This is a genomic window from Pseudomonas sp. B392_1p, assembly GCF_052245235.1.
In the GTDB taxonomy this organism is placed as follows: Bacteria; Pseudomonadota; Gammaproteobacteria; order Pseudomonadales; family Pseudomonadaceae; genus Serpens; species Serpens gallinarum.
Genome location: NZ_JBQPXM010000009.1, coordinates 69,127 through 92,037, shown reverse-complemented (window position 1 = coordinate 92,037; position 22,911 = coordinate 69,127). Strand labels below are relative to the sequence as shown.

Annotated in this window: 17 protein-coding genes; 12 read left to right on the top strand and 5 right to left on the bottom strand. The window is 62.7% G+C overall.

Features of this window, described 5'->3' with window-relative positions; all coding sequences use genetic code 11:
• Positions 1 to 105: 105 nt before the first annotated feature.
• The 3 genes from edd (at position 106) to rluB (ending at position 4,200) form a co-directional block, all read left to right on the top strand.
• Positions 106 to 1,932 carry a phosphogluconate dehydratase gene (edd, locus tag ACTV8E_RS13865; protein ID WP_443199867.1) on the top strand — a complete coding sequence of 609 codons (1,827 nt, stop codon included), beginning with the start codon at positions 106 to 108 and terminating at the stop codon, positions 1,930 to 1,932.
• Positions 1,933 to 2,044: 112 nt separating this feature from the next.
• Positions 2,045 to 2,758 (top strand): 6-phosphogluconolactonase, encoded by a 714-nt coding sequence (gene pgl / locus ACTV8E_RS13860; RefSeq protein ID WP_443199866.1) that lies wholly within the window; start codon positions 2,045 to 2,047, stop codon positions 2,756 to 2,758.
• Positions 2,759 to 2,895: 137 nt separating this feature from the next.
• Complete coding sequence (gene rluB, locus ACTV8E_RS13855; RefSeq protein ID WP_443199865.1) at positions 2,896 to 4,200, top strand: 23S rRNA pseudouridine(2605) synthase RluB; 1,305 nt, start codon at positions 2,896 to 2,898, stop codon at positions 4,198 to 4,200.
• Between the two features lie 92 nt (positions 4,201 to 4,292).
• Here rluB and ACTV8E_RS13850 read toward each other — a convergent pair whose 3' ends face one another.
• The 3 genes from ACTV8E_RS13850 to ubiG form a co-directional block, all read right to left on the bottom strand.
• A complete protein-coding gene (locus ACTV8E_RS13850) occupies positions 4,293 to 5,033 on the bottom strand; it encodes a YciK family oxidoreductase (RefSeq protein WP_443199864.1) in 741 nt (246 codons plus the stop codon).
• A 102-nt stretch (positions 5,034 to 5,135) separates the two neighbouring features.
• The gene (mupP, locus tag ACTV8E_RS13845; RefSeq protein ID WP_251836929.1) at positions 5,136 to 5,807 is read right to left on the bottom strand and encodes an N-acetylmuramic acid 6-phosphate phosphatase MupP; all 672 of its coding nucleotides are present in this window, start codon (positions 5,805 to 5,807) and stop codon (positions 5,136 to 5,138) included.
• Positions 5,807 to 6,505, bottom strand: a complete 699-nt coding sequence (ubiG, locus tag ACTV8E_RS13840; RefSeq protein ID WP_251837034.1) for a bifunctional 2-polyprenyl-6-hydroxyphenol methylase/3-demethylubiquinol 3-O-methyltransferase UbiG — start codon at positions 6,503 to 6,505, stop codon at positions 5,807 to 5,809. The genes mupP and ubiG overlap by 1 nt, the downstream gene beginning before the upstream one ends.
• A gap of 228 nt (positions 6,506 to 6,733) precedes the next feature.
• Between ubiG and ACTV8E_RS13835 the strand changes: the two genes are divergently transcribed.
• Positions 6,734 to 8,068 (top strand): erythromycin esterase family protein, encoded by a 1,335-nt coding sequence (locus ACTV8E_RS13835; RefSeq protein WP_443199863.1) that lies wholly within the window; start codon positions 6,734 to 6,736, stop codon positions 8,066 to 8,068.
• A 59-nt stretch (positions 8,069 to 8,127) separates the two neighbouring features.
• Here the strand turns inward: ACTV8E_RS13835 and ACTV8E_RS13830 are convergent, their stop codons facing one another.
• Positions 8,128 to 9,456, bottom strand: coding sequence for a TRZ/ATZ family hydrolase (locus ACTV8E_RS13830; protein ID WP_443199862.1), 1,329 nt, complete (start codon positions 9,454 to 9,456; stop codon positions 8,128 to 8,130).
• Between the two features lie 251 nt (positions 9,457 to 9,707).
• On the opposite strand from ACTV8E_RS13830, the gene mtnA reads away from it, so the two are divergent.
• From mtnA to rpsA, 8 genes are all read left to right on the top strand, one after another.
• Positions 9,708 to 10,784 (top strand): S-methyl-5-thioribose-1-phosphate isomerase, encoded by a 1,077-nt coding sequence (mtnA, locus tag ACTV8E_RS13825; protein WP_443199861.1) that lies wholly within the window; start codon positions 9,708 to 9,710, stop codon positions 10,782 to 10,784.
• A gap of 157 nt (positions 10,785 to 10,941) precedes the next feature.
• Positions 10,942 to 13,692 (top strand): DNA gyrase subunit A, encoded by a 2,751-nt coding sequence (gene gyrA, locus ACTV8E_RS13820; RefSeq protein ID WP_443199860.1) that lies wholly within the window; start codon positions 10,942 to 10,944, stop codon positions 13,690 to 13,692.
• 7 nt (positions 13,693 to 13,699) lie between these two features.
• Positions 13,700 to 14,785, top strand: a complete 1,086-nt coding sequence (gene serC / locus ACTV8E_RS13815; protein WP_443199859.1) for a 3-phosphoserine/phosphohydroxythreonine transaminase — start codon at positions 13,700 to 13,702, stop codon at positions 14,783 to 14,785.
• Position 14,786: 1 nt separating this feature from the next.
• Positions 14,787 to 15,884 (top strand): prephenate dehydratase, encoded by a 1,098-nt coding sequence (pheA, locus tag ACTV8E_RS13810; protein WP_251836918.1) that lies wholly within the window; start codon positions 14,787 to 14,789, stop codon positions 15,882 to 15,884.
• An 86-nt stretch (positions 15,885 to 15,970) separates the two neighbouring features.
• Positions 15,971 to 17,083, top strand: coding sequence for a histidinol-phosphate transaminase (gene hisC, locus ACTV8E_RS13805; protein ID WP_443199858.1), 1,113 nt, complete (start codon positions 15,971 to 15,973; stop codon positions 17,081 to 17,083).
• Positions 17,076 to 19,325, top strand: a complete 2,250-nt coding sequence (locus ACTV8E_RS13800; RefSeq protein ID WP_443199857.1) for a bifunctional prephenate dehydrogenase/3-phosphoshikimate 1-carboxyvinyltransferase — start codon at positions 17,076 to 17,078, stop codon at positions 19,323 to 19,325. Before hisC ends, ACTV8E_RS13800 begins: the two co-directional genes overlap by 8 nt.
• On the top strand, positions 19,322 to 20,005 hold the full coding sequence (gene cmk / locus ACTV8E_RS13795) for a (d)CMP kinase (protein ID WP_443199856.1): 684 nt from the start codon (positions 19,322 to 19,324) through the stop codon (positions 20,003 to 20,005). Before ACTV8E_RS13800 ends, cmk begins: the two co-directional genes overlap by 4 nt.
• Before the next feature lie 147 nt (positions 20,006 to 20,152).
• Entirely contained in the window at positions 20,153 to 21,835 is a 1,683-nt protein-coding gene (rpsA, locus tag ACTV8E_RS13790) for a 30S ribosomal protein S1 (protein WP_251836914.1), read from the top strand.
• A 111-nt stretch (positions 21,836 to 21,946) separates the two neighbouring features.
• Here rpsA and ACTV8E_RS13785 read toward each other — a convergent pair whose 3' ends face one another.
• Complete coding sequence (locus ACTV8E_RS13785; protein ID WP_443199855.1) at positions 21,947 to 22,732, bottom strand: dienelactone hydrolase family protein; 786 nt, start codon at positions 22,730 to 22,732, stop codon at positions 21,947 to 21,949.
• Positions 22,733 to 22,911: the final 179 nt, after the last annotated feature.

Below are 22,911 nucleotides of genomic sequence, written 5' to 3'. Positions count from 1 at the left end.
CCTGCTGGAACTGCAGTCTCAGTAGAAATCGCCAAGCGACGCCATATGCCCAATCGCCAGCGAATCTGCGGTAGTCTCGACTGAGTATCATCACAGGAGTCGACGATGCACCCCCGGGTTCTAGAAGTCACCGCACGGCTGATTGAACGCAGCCGGCCGACCCGCACGCGCTATCTGGAACAGATGCGTGCGGCGGCCAGTCAGGGGCCGCGCCGCGAGACGCTGCCTTGCGCCAATCTGGCCCATGGCATGGCCGGATGTTCAGCGACTGATAAGCAGCGCCTGCGGCTGCCTGGCGAAGTTAATGTGGCCATCATCTCGGCGTACAACGACATTCTTTCCGCTCATCAGCCGTACCAGCGATTCCCGGACCTCATCAAAGCCGCCCTGGCCGATATCGGCTCGGTGGGGCAGTTTGCCGGCGGCGTGCCGGCCATGTGCGACGGCGTCACTCAGGGCGAGGCCGGCATGGAGTTGAGCCTGGCCAGTCGCGAGGTAATCGCGATGGCCACCGCCGTGGCGTTGTCCCACAACCTGTTCGATGCCGCGCTGTGCCTGGGTATCTGCGACAAGATCGTGCCCGGCCTGCTGCTTGGCGCGCTGCGCTTTGGCCACCTGCCAGTGCTGTTCGTGCCCGGTGGGCCCATGGCCTCGGGCATTTCCAATCAGCAAAAAGCCTCGGTGCGGCAACTGTATGCCGAAGGCAAGGTCAGCCGTGAGCAGTTGCTGGAATCGGAGATGGCCTCCTACCACAGCCCTGGCACCTGCACCTTCTATGGCACCGCCAACACCAACCAGGTGATGCTGGAAATCATGGGGCTGCAACTACCCGGCTCTTCATTCGTCAATCCGGACACGCCGCTGCGCGATGCGCTGACCGCGGAAGCTGCGCACCAAGCGGTGCGCCTGACACGACACGGCGGTGACTATTTGCCGTTGTGCGACGTGCTCAATGAGAAGGCCATCATCAATGCTGTCGTGGCGCTGCACGTGACCGGAGGATCGACTAACCACAGCCTGCACCTGCCGGCCATTGCCCGGGCCGCCGGAATCCAGCTCGATTGGCAAGACATGGCCGACCTGTCCGCCGTGGTGCCCAGCCTGACGCGGATTTATCCCAACGGCAGCGCCGACGTGAATCATTTCCACGCGGCGGGAGGTACGTCTTTCCTGATGCGCACCCTGCTGGATGCCGGGTTGCTGCATGAAGACGTCAACACTGTGCTGGGTCATGGTCTCAGCCGCTATGTGCAGGAACCCTACCTGGCCGGTAAGCGTCTGGCCTGGCGGGCCGGCAGCGAGCGGAGTCTCGACGAAGCCATTTTGCGTCCGGTCGAGCGGCCCTTTGCCACCGAAGGGGGGCTGCGTCTGTTGCAGGGCAATCTGGGTCGCGGCGTGATGAAGGTCTCCGCCGTGGCGCCCGAGCAGCGCATGGTCGAAGCGCCAGCGCGGGTATTCGACGATCAGGCCGAACTGGCCGCTGCCTTCCAGTCCGGCGAATTGAATCGCGATGTGGTCGTGGTGGTGCGCTTTCAGGGTCCGAAAGCCAACGGGATGCCGGAGTTGCACAAGCTGACGCCGTATCTGGGCGTGTTGCAGGATCGCGGCTACCGCGTGGCCCTGGTCACCGACGGGCGTATGTCCGGTGCTTCCGGCAAAGTGCCGGCAGCCATTCATCTGTATCCGGAAGCCTGTGAGGGTGGACCGCTGGCGCGGCTGCGCGACGGCGATATGATCCGCGTCGATGGCAACAACGGGCGTGTCGAGGTGTTGATCAGTGACGCCGAATGGCAGGCGCGGGTGCCAGCGCCCGCACCCCAGGGGCTGAGTATCGGCAGCGGACGTGAGCTGTTTGCCTTCATGCGGGCTGCATTCAGCTGCGCGGAGCAGGGCGCCAGCGTGTTCAGTGCCGAGCTGGAACAGCTGCGCTAACCGGGCCTATAAAATAGGTTGCGTGCTAATGTGAACGCGCGGCTGGGCCTGGGATGGAATGCAGGTGAAGTCTACGCGGTTGCTGATCCCTTTCAGTCAGACAGGAGTTGCCGTGATCTATCAGTTGGATCTGCCGGTCGATGTGCCGGCGCACAGTCATAGCGATGCGCAGCGGTGCGCGCAAAGCCTGGCCGGCGTGGTGGCCGATGCGTTGCGCGAAGCCATTGATACCCAAGGGTATGCGAGCCTGGTCGTGTCCGGTGGCCGCAGCCCGTTGAGCTTCTTTGCCAGCCTTGCTGCCCAGCCGCTGAACTGGTCGCGTGTCGTAGTCAGCTTGGTGGACGAGCGCTGGGTGGCCCCGGGCGATGCCGCCAGCAATGAAACGCTGGTGCGCGATCACCTGCTACAAGGCCCCGCTGCGGCGGCGCGCTTCATCGGCATGTACCACCCTGGCGCCACGCTTGAGGAGGCTGCAGAGCAAGCCGATGCCGCGCTTGCCGAACTGCCGCTGCCCATCGACGTTTTGGTCTTGGGGATGGGTGAGGACGGCCATACCGCTTCGCTGTTTCCGGGCAGTCCGTTGCTGGCCGCTGCGCTCAGTCCTGATTGTCCACGCCGGTGCCTGCCTATGCAGGCGCCGGACGAGCCGCGCCAACGCCTGACCTTGACCTTGCCGCTCTTGAAGGCGGCGCGCCTGCAATTACTGGTGATTGCCGGCCAAGCCAAGGTCGATACCTTGCGCCGCGCGCTGGCAGGAGGTGATCCGCTGGAGATGCCAATCCGCGCCTTCTTGCACTACCCGCTGGAGATTCACTGGAACCCCTGAATTTGGAACGTTGTAGCGGGTAGCCCCAGCCGGCACTACCTTGCGGAAAACCTGCAACAGCCCGCTACGCTTGCGCGCAGGAAGCGCGTATGATGCGCGCCCTTTCACTCGGAACCGCCACACCGGGAGGTGCTCAGATGACCGAACACGAAAACACCCCAGAACACATCGTCCACGGCGAAAAACTGCAGAAAGTCCTTGCCCGCATGGGCTTGGCCTCGCGCCGTGATATCGAAAGCTGGATCAGCGCCGGCCGCGTCAAGGTCAATGGCAAGGTGGCCGCCCTCGGCCAGCGGGTCGACCTGCACGATGCCATTGCCATCGACGAGCGCTTGATCAAGCGCGAAGAAGCGAGCGAAGCGGTACGCCGCGTGCTGATTTACAACAAGCCGGACGGCGAAGTCTGCACCCGCGACGATCCGGAAAGGCGCCCGACCGTGTTCGATCGTCTGCCGCGTCTGCAGAACGGCCGCTGGATCAACATTGGCCGTCTGGACATCAACACCACGGGTCTGTTGATGTTCACCACCGATGGCGAACTGGCCAACCGGTTGATGCACCCCTCCTACGAGATGGACCGCGAGTACGCGGTGCGCGTGCGCGGTGACGTCACCGAAGAAATCATCGAAAACCTGAAAAATGGCGTGATGCTGGAAGACGGCCCGGCCAAGTTCACCGACATCCAGGAAGCGCCAGGCGGCGAAGGCTTCAACCACTGGTACCACGTGGTGGTGATGGAAGGCCGTAACCGCGAAGTCCGCCGTTTGTGGGAATCCCAGGGTCTGGTGGTCAGCCGCTTGAAGCGCGTGCGTTTCGGGCCGGTGTTCCTCAATTCCGATATCACCATGGGCCGCTGGCGTGAATTGACCCAGGCGGAGGTGGATATCCTCAGCGATGAGGTGGGCCTGAAGCCGGTCGCCATGCCGGAAATGAAAGGCAAGGCGCGCGAAAAGCTTGAGCGACAGCAGAAACGATCGGCCAGGCCGCTGAGCCCCAGCGAGCGTCCTGCCCGTGGCCCGCGCCCGGCGCGTGACGACGAGCGCGCTGCGCCGCGCGGCAAGGCGGAGGCTGAGCGTCCTGCGCGTGGCCCTCGTCCAGCCCGTGACGATGAGCGTACTGCACCGCGTGGCAAGCCGGCAGGTGAGCGTTCCGCTCGGGATGGCGAGCGCAGCGCACCGCGTGGCAAAACCCAGGATCGTCCGGCCCGTCCGGGCGGAACGTCGCTGGCTGAGCGTCCGAGTGATGTAAAGCGCAAGCCGCGCCCGCAAAACGAGCGCCCGGCTGGTGCTCAAGACGCCCCGCGCAAGCCGCGTCCCAAGGCCGAACGTCCTGCTCTCGAGCTGGCCGAGCGTCCCAGCAAGCCGCGCACCAGCGCTCCGGCCAAGCGTCGCAACCAGCCGACGGCCGAAGGTCAGCGTCCCGGCTTCGGTCGCAAGCGCTAAGTCGTCCGCATCAACAAAAAACCCGCCATAGTTGGCGGGTTTTTTGTTGGCGGCTGGATCAGGGAGCGAAGCCTTCGTCGCCCCCTTTGTCCTTACTGCGCATCGAACGCCTGGCCGTTGACGCCCTGGCTGTCCGGGCCCATCAGGTACAAGTAGACCGGCATGATGTCCTCGGGCGTCGGGCGGGTTTGTGGGTCTTCGCCCGGGAAGGCCTTGGCGCGCATGTCGGTGCGGGTGCCGCCCGGATTGACGCTGTTGGCACGAATGGCGGCCACGCCGTCAACTTCGTCCGCCAGCACCTGCATCAGCCCTTCGGTGGCGAATTTGGACACCGCGTAGGCACCCCAGTAGGCGCGACCCTTGCGGCCGACACTGCTGGAGGTGAACACCACCGAGGCGTCCTCGGACAGCTTGAGCAGCGGCAGCAACGTGCTGGTGAGCATGAACATGGCGTTTACGTTGACCTGCATGACGCGCATGAAATTATCGCCGGACAGTTGCTCCAGCGGAGTGAGCGGGCCGAGGATCGAGGCGTTGTGCAGCAGGCCGTCGAGGCGGCCGAATTCGGCCTCAATCATCGCCGCCAGCTCGTCGTACTGATGCGGCAGGGCGGTTTCCAGGTTGAACGGAATGACGGCGCCTGACGGGTACCCAGCGGCTTCGATTTCGTCGTAGACGCGGTTGAGGTTTTCTTCGGTCTTGCCCAGCAGTAGCACAGTGGCGCCATGGGCAGCGAAAGTCTTGGCGGCGGTGGCGCCGATGCCGCGCCCTGCGCCGGTGACCAGAATCACCCGGCCCTGGAGCAGGTCGGGGCGGGCGGAATAATCGAACATGGGAGGCTCCTTCGGAGAGCAGCAAGCCACAGGCGGCAAGCGTCAAGTTGGGTTACGGAGTTCGGCCAGACATCATTCACTAGCTTGCAGCTTGCAGCTGCGTTAGCAGCCGCACAGCGCCCGGTCGAGCACGGCGCGCAGTTCCAGCGGATGGTCGACCACCACGTCGGCGCCCCAGTTGCCCGGGTTGTCCTCGGGATGGATATAGCCATAGCGAACGGCGGCGGTGCGCATGCCTGCAGCGTGACCAGCTTCGATATCGCGGCGGTCATCGCCCACGAACAGCACGCTGGAGGGCTCGATGTCGAGCTGGTTGCAGGCCAGGAAAAGCATTTCCGGGTCGGGCTTGCTGTGCGTGACATGGTCGGGGCAGACCAGCACTGCCGAGCGCTCGGCCAAGCCCAGGCCGTGCATGATCGGTTCGGCGAAACACAACGGCTTGTTGGTGGCCACGCCCCAGATCAGACCGGACTTCTCGATATCGGCGATCAGTTCGCCCATGCCATCGAAGAAGCAGGTGTGCACGGCGCAGTGCTGCTGGTAACGCTCGAGAAACTCCAGGCGCAGCGCCTCGAAGGTAGGGTCCGCGGGCGACAGGTCAAAGGTGGCGGCGACCATGGCACGAGCACCGCCAGACACCACGTCACGAATCAGTTTTTCCGACACCAGCGGCAGCTGGCGATCGGTGCGCATGGCTTGGCAGACGGCGATGAAATCCGGTGCCGTATCCAGCAGAGTGCCATCCATGTCGAAGAGTACGGCGCGCAGGCGCATCAGGCCTCCTTGAGAGTCTGGACCATATAATTGACGTCGACGTCGTTCTCCAGCTTGTAGTGCTGGGTCAGCGGATTGTAGGTCAGGCCAATGATGTCCTTGACCTCCAGCCCCGCATCGCGGCTCCACGCGCCCAACTCGGAGGGACGGATGAATTTCTTGAAGTCGTGGGTGCCACGCGGCAGCAGGCGCAGCAGGTATTCGGCGCCGATGATAGCGAAGGCGTAGGCCTTGGGATTGCGGTTGATGGTCGAGAAGAACACCTGGCCGCCGGGTTTGACCAGGCGATGGCAGGCACGGATCACCGAGGCCGGGTCAGGCACGTGCTCAAGCATCTCCAGGCAGGTCACCACGTCGTACTGCTCGGGTTGTTCCTCGGCCAGGGCTTCGGCGGTGATCTGCCGGTATTCGACCTCGACGCCGGATTCCAACTGGTGCAGCTGAGCGACGCCCAGCGGCGCTTCGCCCATGTCGATGCCGGTCACCGTGGCGCCACGCCGCGCCATGGCCTCGCTGAGGATGCCACCGCCGCAGCCGACGTCGAGCACTTTCTTACCGGCCAGACCGACGCGCTCATCGATCCAGTTGACGCGCAACGGATTGATCTCATGCAGGGGCTTGAACTCGCTCTCCAGATCCCACCAGCGGTGGGCGAGGGCTTCGAATTTGGCGATTTCGGCGTGATCGACGTTGCTCATGGTGATTTCCTGCAAACGGGTCGCCGCAAGCGGGCGGCTGAAGGCCGACATGATGCCAGTTTCCGTGCGCTCTTGCCCAATACCGGGGCGAAGTGTCGCGCGTGTGTGAGCGATGTTTCCGGTCATCTTGCTTCGGGAACAGCCCCCCGTGATCAGGGTCCTCCTTCGTAACAGCGTCTCCCGCAGGCGAATTCGTTGCCACCCACCAATGCAAGTGAGGGTCGTCCCATGGCTGCGCAGGCATCCACCGTACCGATGGACGAGGGCACGCTGGTCGAGCAGTTGAAGCGGGACGCCGAGCCGCTTCCGGCCCTGGATGATCCGGCGTTCGGCGCGTTCTTCGACCGTTACGGCGATGCCCGGCTGGTGCTGATCGGCGAAGCCAGCCATGGCACCTCGGAGTTCTATCGGGCGCGCGCCGCCATCACCCGCCGGCTGATCGAGCAGCATGGCTTCACCATCGTTGCAGTCGAAGCTGATTGGCCGGACGCCGCAGCCATCGACTGCCATGTGCGCCAGCGCCCGGCACAGGATTGGCACCGTCAGGCGTTCGAGCGCTTCCCCACCTGGATGTGGCGCAACCGCGAAGTGGCTGACTTCGTGCACTGGTTGCGCGAGCACAACCAGCAGGCGGGTGCGTCCCAAGTGGAATTTCGCGGGCTGGATGTGTACAGCATGGCGGCCTCGCTGGGCGAAGTGCTGCGTTATCTGCAAGGCGTCGATCCGGCTGCTGCGAGCCGGGCCCAGCAGCGGTATGCCTGTCTGATCCCTTGGCAGGACGACCCGGCGTCATACGGCCATCAAGTCAGTGTATTTGGCGAACCGTCCTGCGAAGACGCCGTGATCGAACAGCTGCGCGACCTGCTCGATCAGCGCCTGGCGTATTTGCAGGCCGACGGTGAAGGCTTTTTCAATGCCGAGCAAAATGCCCGCGTGGTGCTGGCCGCCGAGCAGTATTACCGGGCCATGTACCGGGGCTCCACCGCCTCCTGGAACCTGCGCGACCGGCACATGTTCGACACCTTGCGCGCCCTGCTGGCCCATCGCGGCGCCGAAGCCAAGGCCGTGGTCTGGGCGCATAACTCCCATATCGGCAACGCCGCGGTCACGGAGATGGGTTGGGGTGGGCAGTTCAACCTCGGTGAGCTGTGCCGCACGGCTTATGGGCGGGGCGCCGTGCTGATTGGGCAGTCCACCGACCGCGGTGAGGTGGCGGCGGCGGACAACTGGGATGAGCCGATGCAGATTAAGGCGGTGCAGCCGTCGCGCGCGGATTGCTGGGAGCAGTTGTTTTTGCAGGCCGGCCACTCCGCAGCGCTATACGACTGGCGCGACCCCGCCCGCGTCGCGCTACGCGAGGCCCTGAATCGCTCGCGCCTGGAGCGCGCAATCGGGGTGATTTACCGGCCACGCACCGAACGGGTCAGCCATTACTTCCATGCCGTGCTGGCCGAGCAGTTCGATGCCTGGCTGTGGTGGGAAAGCACCACCGCGGTTACGCCGTTAGGTCCACGCCCTGCGCCTGCGCCCGGTGTGCCCGAGACCTATCCGTTCGGCGAGTGAGCGTCAGGCGTAGTGCTGCGGGTTCGGCCGTTGCCTTTTCAGGCGCGCAACACAGTTGCTTAATGTGTGGCGATCTTTTCGCCCCAGTGTTTGGCGGTGGCAAGCAGGCGTTGCTCATCCATACGCGTCAGCTGTCCGTCATCCAGCAATTGCTTGCCGCCGACCCAGACGTGCTTCACGCAGCTGCGGCTGCCGGTGTAAATCAGCTGAGAAACCGGATCGTAAACCGGTTGCTGATGCAGTCCAGAAAGATTGAAGGCGGCCAGGTCAGCCCATTTGCCCACTTCCAGGGAGCCGCAGTCCTGCTCCAGGCCTAGGGTGCGTGCGCCGTTCAGGGTGGCCATGCGCAGCGCACGGTGGGCATCCAGCGCGGTGGCAGAGCCGGCCACGGCCTTGGCAAGCAGGGCGGCGGTGCGGGTTTCGCCGAGCAGATCGAGGTCATTGTTACTGGCCGCGCCGTCGGTGCCGATGGCCACGTTGACGCCGGCTTGCCACAGGCGCTCAACGGGGCAGAATCCGCTGGCCAGCTTGAGGTTGGACTCGGGGCAATGGATCACGCTGCTGTTGCTGGCCACCAGCATGGCGATGTCATCGTCATTCACCTGGGTCATGTGCACGGCCTGGAAGCGTGGGCCCAGCAGGCCGAGGCGCTGCAGCCGAGCCAGCGGACGCACGCCGTGCTGTTGCAGGCTCTGCTGAACTTCGAGGTCGATTTCATGGACATGCATCTGAATGCCGGCATCCAACTCTTCGGCGAGCATCAGCACCTGGGTCAGGGTTTCATCGCTGGCGGTGTAGGGTGAGTGTGGGCCAAAGGCAACTTTCAGGCGCGGGTGATGCTTGAGGTCGTCGAATAGCTGCAGTCCATGGCGAATGGCATCGGCGGGCTCCAGCGCGCCGGGCACCGGGAAATCCATCACCGGCACGCAAATCTGCGCACGCACGCCGGTCTGATGGACAACCTCGCTGGCAATCTCCGGGAAGAAATACATGTCCGAAAAGCAGGTAATGCCGCCCTTGAGCTGCTCGGCAATCGCCAATTGGCTGCCGTCGCGAATGAAGTCCTCGTCCACCCAGCGGGCTTCGGCTGGCCAGATGTGATTCTGCAGCCAGGTCAATAGAGGTAGGTCATCGGCGAGGCCGCGAAACAGGCTCATCGCCGCATGCCCGTGGGCATTGATCAGACCGGGGGCAAGCAGCATGCCGGGCAGTTCGCGCACGTCGCGTGCCGCATGGCCTAGCGCCTCGTGGCGTGGAGCGATCAGCACAATGCGTCCATCACGAATACCCAGGCCATGTCCCGTGAGAACCACGTTGGCCGGCTCCACCGGCACCAGCCAGGTCGGCAGTAAGAGAAGATCGAGAGGGGCGCTGGTCAAGGTCGGCATGCTGGTCATCGCAGAAAAAGGAAACGTGGTTGGGGCGAGCGTCCTCAAGGTATCGGCCGATGCGTGAAGTTTTGCAGGTGGTGCGAGTTTGAGCGAGCTGACGCGCGTCGGTTCGGTCGCGGTGCGATCCGGCCGCTCGGGTGATGGCTGCTGACGAAAAAAACGGGCGCATTAGAGGCCCCTTGCCGGCCTGTTATCCCTAGATGCAGTGCGTATAATCCGCGCCTTTTGTGTGATCCATGAGGTGGGCCATGCGCGAGCAGTTGCTGGCAGCGGAGAAGGTCAGGGCCATTGAGTGGCGTAGCGGTGTGTTGTGTCTGCTTGATCAGCGACTGCTGCCAGAGCGCGAAGTCTGGCTGAGCTACGACAGCGCCCGCGGGGTTGCCGAGGCCATACGCGACAGGGTGGTGGGCGGCGCCGCGGCCATCGGTATAGCTGCGGCCTATGGCGTGGTGCTCGGCGCGCGGAAGCATATGGCGGCCGGCGGTGACTGGCGGGCAGCTCTGGAAGCGGATATGCAGTTGCTGGCCGCATCTTGGCCGACTGCGGCCAATCTGTGCCGGGCCTTGAATGGCATGCGCGAGTGCCTGGGTCGCCTCGACGAGGGCGATGTGCTGCTGGACGCGCTGGAAGCCGAAGCTATCGGTATCCATCAGAGTGATCGTGAAGCCAACCTGATCATGGCCCAGTTTGGCGTCGAGCTGATGCGCAAGCATTACGACGGGCCACAAGCGGTACTCACCCATTGCAATGCTGGCGCCCTGGCCACAGGCGGTTTCGGTACTGCGCTGGGGGTCATTCGTGGGGCCTGGCTGGATGGGCTGGTCGACCATGTGTATGTCGATGAAACCCGCCCCGGCTTACAAGGTTCGCGGCTGACAGCCTGGGAGTTGGGCGGCGACACCCTGCCGGTGAGTCTTAATGTGGACGCTGCCGTCGCGCACCTGATGAAGACCGAGCAGGTCGGCTGGATCATCGTTGGTGCCGATCGGATTGCCGCGAACGGTGACGTGGCGAACAGGATCGGCACTTATCAGTTGGCGATACTGGCCATGCATCATGGCGTGCGCTTCATGGTCGTAGCACCCACCTCGGCCATCGACATGCAGCTGGACTGCGGCGAGGACATTCCTCTGGAAGAGCAAGCCAACAGTGATGGGCTCGATCTGGGTGGGCAATCCCTCGTGGCACAGGTGAGGGCGGTCAACCCAGCGTTTGACGTGACGCCCGCCGATTTGATCGATGCCATCGTCACCGAGAAAGGCTATGTCGAGCGCCCGGATGCGCAGAAGCTGGCGCAGTTGATGTGCCGTAAACGATTGCATTGAGGCGGCCTGCGGTAGGCTGCCAAGCCGCGCTCTAGGAGCAGTTCCATATGCGAACTGATTGGATTTGCAGCGTGCGGCCTGAAGCTTGCAGCCCCGAGCTGTGTTACCATCCCGCGCTTATCGCAGGACCCTGCTGACTAAAAGGAACCAGGCTTCCATGGGCGAACTGGCCAAAGAAATCTTCCCGGTCAATATCGAAGACGAGCTGAAACAGTCCTACCTTGACTACGCAATGAGCGTAATCGTCGGTCGGGCGTTGCCGGATGCGCGCGATGGCCTGAAACCAGTGCACCGTCGCGTATTGTTCGCCATGAGCGAGCTGGGCAACGACTGGAACAAGGCGTACAAGAAATCCGCCCGTGTGGTCGGGGACGTGATCGGTAAATACCACCCGCACGGTGACAGCGCTGTGTACGACACCATCGTGCGCATGGCCCAGCCGTTCTCGCTGCGCTACCTGCTGGTAGACGGTCAGGGCAACTTCGGTTCGGTGGATGGCGACAGCGCCGCGGCCATGCGATACACCGAAGTGCGCATGACCAAGCTGGCCCACGAGATGCTGGCCGACCTGCACAAGGAAACCGTCGATTGGGTACCCAACTACGACGGCACCGAACAGATTCCCGCCGTGCTGCCGACCAAGGTGCCGGCGCTGCTGGTCAACGGCTCCAGCGGCATCGCCGTGGGCATGGCCACCAACATTCCGCCGCACAACCTCAGTGAGGTCGTGGATGGCTGTCTGGCGCTGATGGACAACCCCGAGCTGACGGTCGATGAGCTGATGCAGTACATCCCGGGCCCGGATTTCCCCACGGCAGGCATCATCAATGGCCGGGCCGGCATCATCGAGGCTTACCGCACCGGTCGCGGGCGCATCTATATGCGCGCCCGTGCTGAAATCGAAGACATGGACAAGGTGGGTGGTCGTCAGCAGATCATCATCACCGAGCTGCCTTATCAGTTGAACAAGGCGCGGCTGATCGAGAAGATCGCCGAGCTGGTCAAGGAAAAGAAGCTCGAAGGCATCAGCGAGTTGCGTGACGAGTCCGATAAGGACGGCATGCGTGTGGTTATCGAACTGCGTCGGGGTGAAGTGGGCGAGGTGGTGCTCAACAACCTCTATGCCCAGACCCAGATGCAGAGTGTGTTCGGCATCAATACCGTGGCACTGGTCGACGGCCAGCCACGGCTGCTGAACCTCAAGGACATGCTCGAGGTGTTCGTGCGTCACCGCCGCGAAGTGGTGACCCGGCGTACGGTGTTCGAGCTGCGCAAGGCGCGCGAGCGCGGGCACATCCTCGAAGGCCAAACGGTCGCGCTGTCCAATATCGACCCGGTTATTGAGCTGATCAAGAATTCGCCAACTCCGGCCGAGGCCAAGGAGCGCCTGATCGCCACGCCCTGGGCTTCCAGTGCGGTGGAAGCGATGGTCGAGCGCGCCGGTGCCGATGCCTGCCGTCCGGATGATCTCGATGAGCAATACGGGTTGCGCGAAGGTAAGTACTACCTGTCCCCCGAGCAGGCTCAGGCGATCCTTGAGCTGCGCCTGCATCGCCTGACCGGTTTGGAACATGAAAAGCTGCTCAACGAATATCAGGAAATTCTCAACCTGATTGGTGAGCTGATCCGCATCCTGACCAATCAGGAGCGCCTGATGGAGGTCATCCGCGAGGAGCTGGAAGCAGTCAAGGCCGAGTTCGGCGACGCACGCCGCACCGAAATCACCGCCTCGCACACTGACCTGACCATCGCCGACCTGATTCCCGAAGAAGAGCGCGTGGTGACTATTTCCCACGGCGGCTACGCCAAGAGCCAGCCGTTGGCCTCCTATGAGGCCCAGCGCCGTGGCGGCAAGGGCAAGTCGGCTACAGGCGTGAAGGACGAGGACTACGTCGAGCACTTGCTGGTCGCCAACAGCCACGCCACGCTGCTGCTGTTTTCCAGCAAGGGCAAGGTGTATTGGCTGAAGACCTACGAAATCCCTGAAGCCTCGCGCGCCGCGCGTGGACGTCCGTTGGTCAACCTGTTGCCGCTGGATGAAGGCGAGCACATCACCGCCATGCTGCAGGTCGATCTGGAGGCGCTGCGTCAGCAGGCCGCCGACGACGATGAGCAGCTGGAGGATCTCGACGATACCGTTATCGAGCACGAAGAGGCCGACGACGAAGGCGAAGACGCCGAAGAAGAGCTGGTAAACGGTGCCTTTATCTTCATGGCCACCGCCTTCGGTACCGTCAAGAAAACGCCACTGGTGCAGTTCAGCAAGCCGCGCAGCTCAGGTCTGATTGCCCTGAAGCTGGAAGAGGGCGACACGCTGATCGCCGCTGCCATCACCGATGGCAACCGTGAAGTGATGCTGTTCTCCGATGGTGGCAAGGTTATCCGCTTCAAGGAAAGCAATGTGCGTCAGATGGGCCGTACCGCCCGCGGCGTACGCGGCATGCGTCTGCCGGATGGCCAGCAGCTGATTTCCATGCTGATTCCCGAGCCGCAGGCGCAGATTCTCACCGCCTCGGAGCGTGGCTACGGCAAGCGCACCCCGATCGAGGAATATCCACAGCGCGGCCGGGGTGGCCAGGGCGTGATCGCCATGGTCAGCAATGAGCGCAACGGCAAGCTGGTCGGCGCGATCCAGGTGCTGGACGGCGAGGAAATCATGCTGATTTCCGACCAGGGCACCCTGGTGCGTACCCGTGTCGATGAAGTCTCCAGTCAGTCGCGCAACACCCAGGGCGTAACCCTGATCAAGTTGGCCAGCGACGAAGTGCTGGTCGGCCTGGAACGCGTACAAGAGCCCACCGTGGTCGACAGCGACGAGCTGGATGACGAGGCAGAGGCTGAAATCAATGTACCGGACGTGGCCGCAGACGCAGGGGCGCCCGCGGATGAAACCGGTAATCAGGAGTGAGTGACAAGTGAGCAAACGCGCCTATAACTTCTGCGCCGGCCCGGCCGCACTGCCCGAAGCCGTGTTGCAACGCGCCCAGGCGGAACTCCTCGACTGGCACGGCAAGGGCCTGTCGGTCATGGAAATGAGCCACCGCAGCGACGATTACATGGCCATCGCCGCCAAGGCCGAGCAGGATCTGCGCGACCTGCTGGTCATCCCGTCGAACTACAAGGTGCTGTTCCTGCAGGGCGGCGCCAGCCAGCAGTTCGCCGAGATCGCCTTGAACCTGCTGCCGGAAAACGGCGTGGCCGACTATGTCGACACCGGCATCTGGTCCAAGAAGGCCATGGAAGAGGCGCGTCGCTACGGCACCGTCAACGTTGCCGCCAGCGCCAAGCCCTACGACTACTTCGCCATTCCCGGGCAGAACGAGTGGCAGCTGTCCAAGGACGCCGCCTACCTGCACTACGCCAGCAACGAGACCATCGGCGGCCTGCAGTTCGACTGGGTGCCGGAAGTGGGCGACGTGCCGCTGGTGGTGGACATGTCTTCGGACATTCTGTCGCGCCCCATCGACGTGTCGAAGTACGGCCTGATCTATGCCGGTGCGCAGAAGAACATCGGCCCGAGCGGCCTGGTGGTGGTGATCGTGCGCGAAGACCTGCTGGGTCGCGCCCGTTCCAGTTGCCCGACCATGCTCAACTACCAGGTCGCCGCCGACAACGGCTCGATGTACAACACCCCGGCAACCTTCTCCTGGTACCTGTCCGGGTTGGTTTTCGAGTGGCTTAAGGAGCAAGGCGGCATCAAGGCCATGGCCCAACGCAACCATGCCAAGCAGGAATTGCTGTACAACGCCATCGACGCCAGCGCGTTCTACACCAACCCGATCGCCAAGAATGCCCGCTCCTGGATGAACGTGCCGTTCCGCCTGGCTGATGAGAAGCTCGACAAGGCCTTCCTGGCCGGCGCCGATGCACGCGGCCTGCTCAATCTCAAGGGTCATCGTTCGGTCGGCGGCATGCGCGCCTCGATCTACAACGCGGTGGGTCTGGATGCGGTGCAGGCGCTGGTTGCCTATATGGCCGAGTTCGAGAAGGAGCACGCCTGAGATGAGCGAAGCCGATCAGCTCAAGGCCCTGCGGGTGCGCATCGACAGCCTCGATGAGAAAATTCTCGAGCTGATCAGTGATCGCGCGCGCTGTGCCCAGGAAGTGGCGCGGGTCAAGATGCTCAACCTGCAGCCGGGCGAAACACCGGTGTTCTATCGTCCCGAACGTGAAGCCTGGGTGCTCAAGCACATCATGGAGCTGAACAAGGGTCCGCTGGACAACGAGGAAATGGCGCGGTTGTTCCGCGAAATCATGTCCTCCTGCCTGGCGCTCGAACAGCCGCTGAAGGTCGCCTATCTGGGGCCGGAAGGCACCTTCACCCAGGCTGCGGCGCTCAAGCACTTCGGTGCCTCGGTGCAGAGCAAGCCCATGGCGGCCATCGATGAGGTGTTCCGCGAAGTGGTCGCCGGCGCGGTGAATTTCGGCGTGGTGCCGGTGGAGAATTCCACCGAAGGCGCGGTCAGCCATACCCTGGACAGCTTCCTGGAGCACGACATCGTCATCTGCGGCGAAGTCGAACTGCGCATCCACCACCATTTGCTGATCGGTGAGAACACCAAGTCGGCGAACATCAGCCGTATCTATTCCCACGCCCAGTCCCTGGCCCAGTGCCGCAAGTGGCTGGATGCCCATTACCCCAACGTCGAGCGTGTGGCCGTGGCCAGCAATGCCGAGGCGGCCAAGCGGGTGAAGAGCGAGTGGAACAGCGCGGCGATTGCAGGTGATGTGGCGGCCCAGCTGTACGGGCTGAGCAAGTTGCAGGAAAAAATCGAGGATCGCCCGGACAATTCCACGCGCTTCCTGATGATCGGTAACCAGGAAGTGCCTCCCACCGGCGACGACAAGACCTCGATCATCGTGTCGATGAGTAACCGCCCGGGCGCGTTGCACGAATTGCTGGTGCCGTTCCACGCCAATGGCATTGACCTGACGCGCATCGAAACCCGCCCGTCGCGCAGCGGCAAGTGGACCTACGTCTTTTTCATCGACTTCGTTGGCCATCACCAGGATCCGCTGGTCAAGGCCGTGCTGGAGCAGCTCAGCCAGGAAGCGGTGGCCTTGAAGGTGCTGGGTTCTTATCCGAAGGCGGTACTCTGAACAGCAGTCGCGAGCTGTAAGCCGCAAGCCGTACGTGAGTCGGTGCGTGGCTTCTGCTTGCGGCTTGGAGCGTGAGGCTTGTAGCTATGAAATCCGATTTCCTCGCCCTGGCCGTGCCAGGCGTACAAAAGCTTTCCCCTTACGTCACCGGCAAGCCGATCGATGAGCTGGCCCGTGAACTGGGCATCGATCCGGCGCAGATCGTCAAACTGGCCAGCAACGAAAACCCACTCGGCCCAAGCCCCAAGGTGCTGGAAGCGATCCGTGCCGAGCTGCCTGAGCTGACGCGCTATCCCGATGGCAGCGGTTATGTGCTCAAGCAAAAGCTGTCCGAGCGTTTTGGCCTGTCCCCTGAGCTGATCACCCTGGGCAACGGCTCCAACGACATTATCGACATCGTTGCGCGCGCCTATCTGGCGCCCGGCCTGAATGCCGTTTTCAGTGCCCATGCCTTCGCCGCCTACCCGATCTGCACCCAGGCGGTGGGCGCGGAAAGTCGCGTGGTCCCGGCTATCGACTATGGCTACGACCTTGACGGCCTGATCAAGGCCATCGATGACAATACCCGCGTTCTGTTCATTGCCAATCCGAACAATCCGACGGGTACCTGGTTCGGAGTTGATGCGCTGGAGCACTTCCTGTCCCGCGTACCGGCCCACGTACTGGTGGTGCTCGACGAGGCGTACATTGAATTTTCCGAGCCCGGCGAACTGCCCAATGGCCTGGATTACCTGGCTCGTTACCCGAACCTGCTGGTCTCGCGCACGCTGTGCAAGGCCTACGGTCTGGCCGGACTGCGTGTCGGCTATGCCGCGTCCTCGGCACAAATTGCCGACGTGCTCAATCGGGTGCGCCAACCCTTTAACGTTAACAGTCTGGCCCTGGTAGCCGCCTGCGCGGCGCTGGATGACACTGATTACCTGGCCGCCGGCCGTCGCCTGAACAGCGCGGGCATGGCCCAGCTGGAAGCGGGTTTGCGCGAACTGGGCCTGGCGTGGATTCCGTCCAAGGGCAACTTCATCGCCGTGGATTTTGGCCGCGACGCTGCGCCGATCAACGCCGGCCTGCTACGCGAGGGCGTGATCGTGCGGCCGATTGCTGGTTACGGCATGCCGACCTTCCTGCGTGTGTCCATTGGCACCGAGCAGGAAAACGCGCGCTTTCTTGAAGCCCTGAGCAAGGTGCTCGCCAGTGCCTGACGTCAAGCCGCTGCAAGGCGGCGGTGCGCCTGTTCTCGAACGCCTGGTGGTGGTGGGACTTGGCCTGATCGGCGGCTCCTTCGCCAAGGGGCTGCGTGAAAAGGGCCTGTTCCGCGAGGTGGTCGGCGTTGACCGCAATGTCGAATCCTGCCGTCTGGCGGTCGAGCTGGGCGTGGTCGACCGTTGCGAAGAGGATCTGGCGACGGCCTGCCGAGGCGCCGACGTGATTCAACTGGCGGTGCCGATCCTGGCTCTGGAGAAGGTGCTCGCCCAGTTGGCCACCTTCGATCTGGGCCACGCGGTGCTCACCGACGTTGGCAGCGCCAAGGGCAATGTGCTGCGCGCAGCCCGCGAGGCGTTTGGCGGCGTGCCGGTGCGCTTCGTCCCGGGACATCCGATTGCCGGCTCCGAGCGCAGCGGGGTTACCGCTGCCGACGGCTGGTTGTTTCGCCGCCACAAGGTAATCCTCACGCCGCCAGACGGCGTGGACAGCGAAGCGCTGCTGCTCATCGAGCGTCTCTGGCGAGCGCTGGGCGCGGATGTCGAGCAGATGGACGTCGAGCATCACGATCAGGTGCTTGCCGCTACCAGCCATCTGCCGCATATGCTGGCGTACACCTTGGTGGATTCGCTGGCCAAGCGTCACGAGAACCTGGAAATCTTCCGTTATGCTGCCGGCGGCTTTCGCGATTTCACACGCATCGCCGGCAGTGATCCGTTGATGTGGCACGATATCTTTCTGGCCAATCGCGACGCCGTGTTGCAGGTACTAGACGATTTTCGCGATGACCTCGACGCCTTGCGCGCCGCGGTGGTCGCTGGGGATGGGCATCACCTCTTGGGCGTGTTCACTCGCGCTCGGGTAGCCCGCGAGCATTTCAGCAAAATCCTGGCCCGCCGGGCCTATGTGGACGCCATGCATTCCAATAACGATCTGATTTTCATCGCCCAGCCGGGCGGCAGCGTCAACGGCCGCATCCGCGTGCCGGGCGACAAATCCATTTCCCATCGCTCGATCATGCTCGGCTCTCTGGCCGAAGGCACCACCGAGGTGCAGGGCTTCCTCGAAGGCGAGGATGCGCTGGCTACCATTCAGGCCTTCCGCGACATGGGCGTGGTCATTGAAGGCCCGCAAGATGGCCGCGTCACCGTGCATGGCGTCGGCCTGCACGGCCTGCAGCCGCCGCCCGGACCGATCTACCTGGGCAACTCCGGTACTTCGATGCGCCTGCTGGCCGGCCTGCTCGCCGCGCAACCGTTCGATACCACGCTCAGCGGCGATGCCTCGCTTACCAAGCGGCCGATGAACCGTGTGGCCAATCCGCTGCGCGAAATGGGCGCGGTGATCGAGACCGCCGCCGAAGGCCGTCCGCCGCTGACCATTCGCGGCGGCCAGAAATTGATCGGCATGCGCTATGCAATGCCGATGGCCAGCGCCCAGGTGAAATCCTGCCTGCTGCTGGCCGGCCTGTATGCCGAAGGGCAGACCTCGGTCATCGAGCCGGCGCCGACTCGAGACCACACCGAGCGCATGCTGCGCGGTTTCGGCTACCCGGTGAACGTTGACGGCAATACTTCTGCCGTTACGCCCGGGCACACACTGACCGCCACGCAGATTGAGGTGCCGGCGGATATTTCCTCGGCGGCGTTCTTCCTAGTAGCAGCATCGATTGCCGAAGGATCCGACCTGGTGCTGGAGCATGTCGGCATCAACCCGACGCGCACCGGGATCATCGATATCCTGAAGCTGATGGGCGCCGACATCACCCTGGAAAACCAGAAGGAGGTCGGTGGCGAGCCGGTGGCCGACCTGCGTGTGCGCAGTGCCAAGCTCAAGGGCATCGAGATTCCCGAGGCGCTGGTGCCGCTGGCCATCGACGAATTCCCCGTGCTGTTCATTGCCGCCGCCTGCGCCGAAGGGCGTACGGTGCTGCGCGGCGCCGAGGAATTGCGGGTCAAAGAGTCCGACCGTATCCAGGTCATGGCCGACGGCCTGCAAACTCTGGGCGTAAAAGTCGAGCCCACTCCAGATGGCATCATCATCGACGGCGGCCCGATGGGCGGCGGCGAAGTCTGGGCCCATGGCGACCACCGTATCGCCATGAGTTTCAGCGTGGCCTCGCTGCGCGCCACGGCGCCGATTCGCATCCATGACTGTGCCAACGTCGCCACCTCGTTCCCCAATTTCCTCGGCCTGGCGGGGCAGACCGGCATTCGCGTCAGCGAAGAAGGTCAGGCATGAGTACAGCAGTCATCACCATCGACGGGCCCAGCGGTTCCGGCAAGGGCACCATTGCCGGCCTGTTGGCCACCCGCCTGGGCTGGAACCTGCTCGACTCCGGCGCGCTGTATCGACTGCTGGCCCTATCTGCCAGTAATCACAGCGTCGACTTGACCAACGAAGAAGGGCTCAAGGCCCTTGCCGCTCATCTGGATGTGCAATTCGTGGCTGGCGCACCAGGTCAGGAACAGCTCATTATTCTGGAAGGCGAGGAAGTCACGCAGGCGATTCGCAACGAGCAGGTCGGCTCGGGCGCATCGCAAGTTGCCGCGTTGCCGGCAGTGCGTGATGCGCTGCTGCACCGCCAGCGCGCATTTCTCGAGGCGCCGGGCTTGGTAGCCGATGGTCGCGACATGGGCACCGTGGTATTTCCCGATGCGCCTTTGAAGATTTTCCTGACGGCTAGCGTGGAGGAACGTGCGCACCGTCGCTATCTTCAGTTGAAGGAAAAGGGCGATGCTGTTAATCTCGCGAGTCTTCTCGACGAGATACGTGCGCGCGATGAGCGTGACACCCAGCGTGCGGTGGCTCCACTCAAACCGGCAGCCGACGCGATTTTGCTGGATTCCACGCAACTGTCGATCGAGCAGGTGCTTGAAAGAATTCTTGGTGAAGTCGCTGCTCGCGAACTCGCTGGGTAATAGGTCACTTCCAATAACGGAAGACCGCAAGGAGGCATGCAGGAGACCAGTCCTCGTCCTGCAGGCCTCTTTTTATATGAACGAACCCACATTGTCTGGGATGTGGCTTTGGGCAGATCGACTGCCCTTGATCTCACAGGAATCAACATGAGCGAAAGCTTTGCAGAACTATTTGAAGAAAGCCTGAAATCCCTCGACATGCAGCCGGGTGCCATCATCACCGGCATCGTGGTCGACATCGACGGTGACTGGGTCACCGTGCATGCTGGCCTCAAGTCCGAGGGCGTCATCCCGGTCGAGCAGTTCTACAACGAGCAGGGCGAGCTGACCATCAAGGTAGGTGACGAAGTTCACGTCGCACTGGACGCAGTGGAAGACGGCTTCGGTGAAACCAAGCTGTCCCGCGAAAAAGCCAAGCGCGCCGAGTGCTGGATCGTTCTGGAAGCTGCGTTTGCTGCTGAAGAAGTGGTCAAGGGCGTCATCAACGGTAAGGTCAAAGGTGGCTTCACTGTCGACGTCAACGGCATCCGCGCGTTCCTGCCGGGTTCCCTGGTCGATGTCCGCCCTGTGCGCGACACCACCCACCTGGAAAACAAAGAACTCGAGTTCAAGGTCATCAAGCTCGACCAGAAGCGCAACAACGTTGTCGTTTCCCGTCGTAGCGTGCTGGAAGCCGAGAACAGCGCCGAGCGCGAAGCCCTGCTGGAATCCCTGCAGGAAGGCCAGCAAGTCAAGGGTATCGTCAAGAACCTCACCGACTACGGCGCATTCGTGGACCTGGGCGGCGTAGACGGCCTGCTGCACATCACCGACATGGCCTGGAAGCGCATCAAGCACCCGTCCGAGATCGTCAACGTTGGCGACGAGATCGACGTCAAGGTGCTGAAGTTCGACCGCGAGCGCAACCGCGTTTCCCTGGGTCTGAAGCAGCTGGGCGAAGACCCATGGGTTGCCATCAAGGCCCGTTACCCGGAAAACACCCGCGTAATGGCCAAGGTCACCAACCTCACCGACTACGGCTGCTTCGCCGAGCTGGAAGAGGGCGTGGAAGGCCTGGTGCACGTGTCCGAAATGGACTGGACCAACAAGAACATCCACCCGTCGAAGGTCGTTCAGGTCGGCGACGAAGTGGAAGTCATGGTTCTGGACATCGACGAAGAGCGTCGTCGTATCTCCCTGGGCATCAAGCAGTGCAAGTCCAACCCGTGGGAAGACTTCTCTGGCCAGTTCAACAAGGGCGACCGCATCTCCGGCACCATCAAGTCGATCACCGATTTCGGTATCTTCATTGGTCTGGACGGCGGCATCGACGGTCTGGTTCACCTGTCCGACATTTCCTGGAACGAAGCTGGTGAAGAAGCCGTGCGTCGCTTCAAGAAGGGCGACGAGCTGGACACCGTGATCCTGTCCGTTGATCCGGAGCGCGAGCGCATCTCCCTGGGTATCAAGCAGCTGGAAGACGATCCGTTCTCCAACTACGCCTCCCTGAACGAGAAGGGCACCATTGTTCGTGGCATCGTGAAAGAAGTTGACGCCAAGGGCGCCATCATCGATCTGGGCAACGACATCGAGGCCACTCTGAAGGCTTCCGAAATCAGCCGCGATCGCGTTGAAGACGCCCGCAACGTGCTGAAGGAAGGCGAGGAAGTTGAAGCCAAGATCATCAGCATCGACCGCAAGTCCCGCGTGATCAGCCTGTCCATCAAGTCCAAAGACGTCGAAGACGAAAAGGACGCGATGAAAGAGCTGCGCACCAAGCAGGAAGTGGAAAGCACCGGCCCGACCACCATTGGTGATCTGATCCGTGCACAGATGGAAAACCAGAACTAAGTTCTGATTCCATCAAAAAAAGGGCGACTTCGGTCGCCCTTTTTTGTGGGCGTGATCTAGGTCTTTCCTCGTTTCGGCCGTGCGCGAACGGGAACAGGCCCTAGCTAGCGATCACTCCCCGAACAGCTCCTTGAAAAACGCCTGCATGTCCGACCAGGAACGCTCATCGGCGTCCTTTTGATAAGCCAGATCCAGGCCCTGGGCTTGATAGGCATCGGCGTCAGGGTTGGAGAAGGCATGCTTGGCGCCGGGCAGACTCACAAAGCGGTAATCAGCGCCGGCCTGATCCATTTCCGCCTTGAACGCTTTCACCTGCTCGGGGCCGACCATGCTGTCCGCTTCGCCGTGTTCGACCAGGATGCGTGCCTTGATGCTGCCGGGACTGGCCGGAACAGCTGGCGACAGGTTGCCATGGAAGCTCACCACGCCCGCCAGTGGAACTCCTTGGCGGGCCATGTCCAGGACCACCTTGCCGCCGAAGCAATAGCCGATGGCTGCCAGTCGTGAGGCATCTGTCTGCGGTTGTTGCTTGAGCAGTTCCAGCCCCGCAAGAAAGCGAGCCTTGCCAGACTGGGCATTTTCGGCGGCGGCCTGCATGAACGCCTTGGCATCGGCCGGATGGCGGGTATTCTTGCCTTCACCGTACATATCTATGGCCAAGGCGGTATACCCCAATGCAGCCAAGTCACGGGCACGCCGCTTGGTGTATTCGTTCAGCCCCCACCATTCATGCACAACCAGCACGCCGGGGCGTGGCGTTTGCGCGGCATCGTCATAGGCGTAATAAGCAAGCAGTTGGGTACCGTCGGCGCTTTGATAAGGGATCTCGCGCGTCTGGATATCGGCCTGGACTAGGCTGCTGGACATAATCAGTAGGCTGGGGAGAAAGGGGCGCATGGCGAGGCTCTCACGTGACTAGGGATGAAGCCTAAGCCTAGAAGGCATGTCCGGGTGTTGCTGAAACGTCCGTCGTTGTACAGGCTGCGTATCGAAGCCACCCCCTCCGGCAGCCAACATTTCCTCAGTGACAGGCTGCGTGCGCCCGAACTCTAGGCGAGCCACTGTGATGGCTCGCC

What these genes read in the sequence shown, in the direction of transcription:
- edd (WP_443199867.1), top strand. Translation starts at nt 106, where the DNA reads ATGCACCCCCGGGTTCTAGAAGTCACCGCACGGCTGATTGAACGCAGC.
- rluB (WP_443199865.1), top strand. Translation starts at nt 2,896, where the DNA reads ATGACCGAACACGAAAACACCCCAGAACACATCGTCCACGGCGAAAAA.
- ACTV8E_RS13850 (WP_443199864.1), bottom strand. Translation starts at nt 5,033, where the DNA reads ATGTTCGATTATTCCGCCCGCCCCGACCTGCTCCAGGGCCGGGTGATT.
- mupP (WP_251836929.1), bottom strand. Translation starts at nt 5,807, where the DNA reads ATGCGCCTGCGCGCCGTACTCTTCGACATGGATGGCACTCTGCTGGAT.
- ubiG (WP_251837034.1), bottom strand. Translation starts at nt 6,505, where the DNA reads ATGAGCAACGTCGATCACGCCGAAATCGCCAAATTCGAAGCCCTCGCC.
- ACTV8E_RS13835 (WP_443199863.1), top strand. Translation starts at nt 6,734, where the DNA reads ATGGCTGCGCAGGCATCCACCGTACCGATGGACGAGGGCACGCTGGTC.
- ACTV8E_RS13830 (WP_443199862.1), bottom strand. Translation starts at nt 9,456, where the DNA reads ATGCCGACCTTGACCAGCGCCCCTCTCGATCTTCTCTTACTGCCGACC.
- mtnA (WP_443199861.1), top strand. Translation starts at nt 9,708, where the DNA reads ATGCGCGAGCAGTTGCTGGCAGCGGAGAAGGTCAGGGCCATTGAGTGG.
- gyrA (WP_443199860.1), top strand. Translation starts at nt 10,942, where the DNA reads ATGGGCGAACTGGCCAAAGAAATCTTCCCGGTCAATATCGAAGACGAG.
- pheA (WP_251836918.1), top strand. Translation starts at nt 14,787, where the DNA reads ATGAGCGAAGCCGATCAGCTCAAGGCCCTGCGGGTGCGCATCGACAGC.
- hisC (WP_443199858.1), top strand. Translation starts at nt 15,971, where the DNA reads ATGAAATCCGATTTCCTCGCCCTGGCCGTGCCAGGCGTACAAAAGCTT.
- cmk (WP_443199856.1), top strand. Translation starts at nt 19,322, where the DNA reads ATGAGTACAGCAGTCATCACCATCGACGGGCCCAGCGGTTCCGGCAAG.
- rpsA (WP_251836914.1), top strand. Translation starts at nt 20,153, where the DNA reads ATGAGCGAAAGCTTTGCAGAACTATTTGAAGAAAGCCTGAAATCCCTC.
- ACTV8E_RS13785 (WP_443199855.1), bottom strand. Translation starts at nt 22,732, where the DNA reads ATGCGCCCCTTTCTCCCCAGCCTACTGATTATGTCCAGCAGCCTAGTC.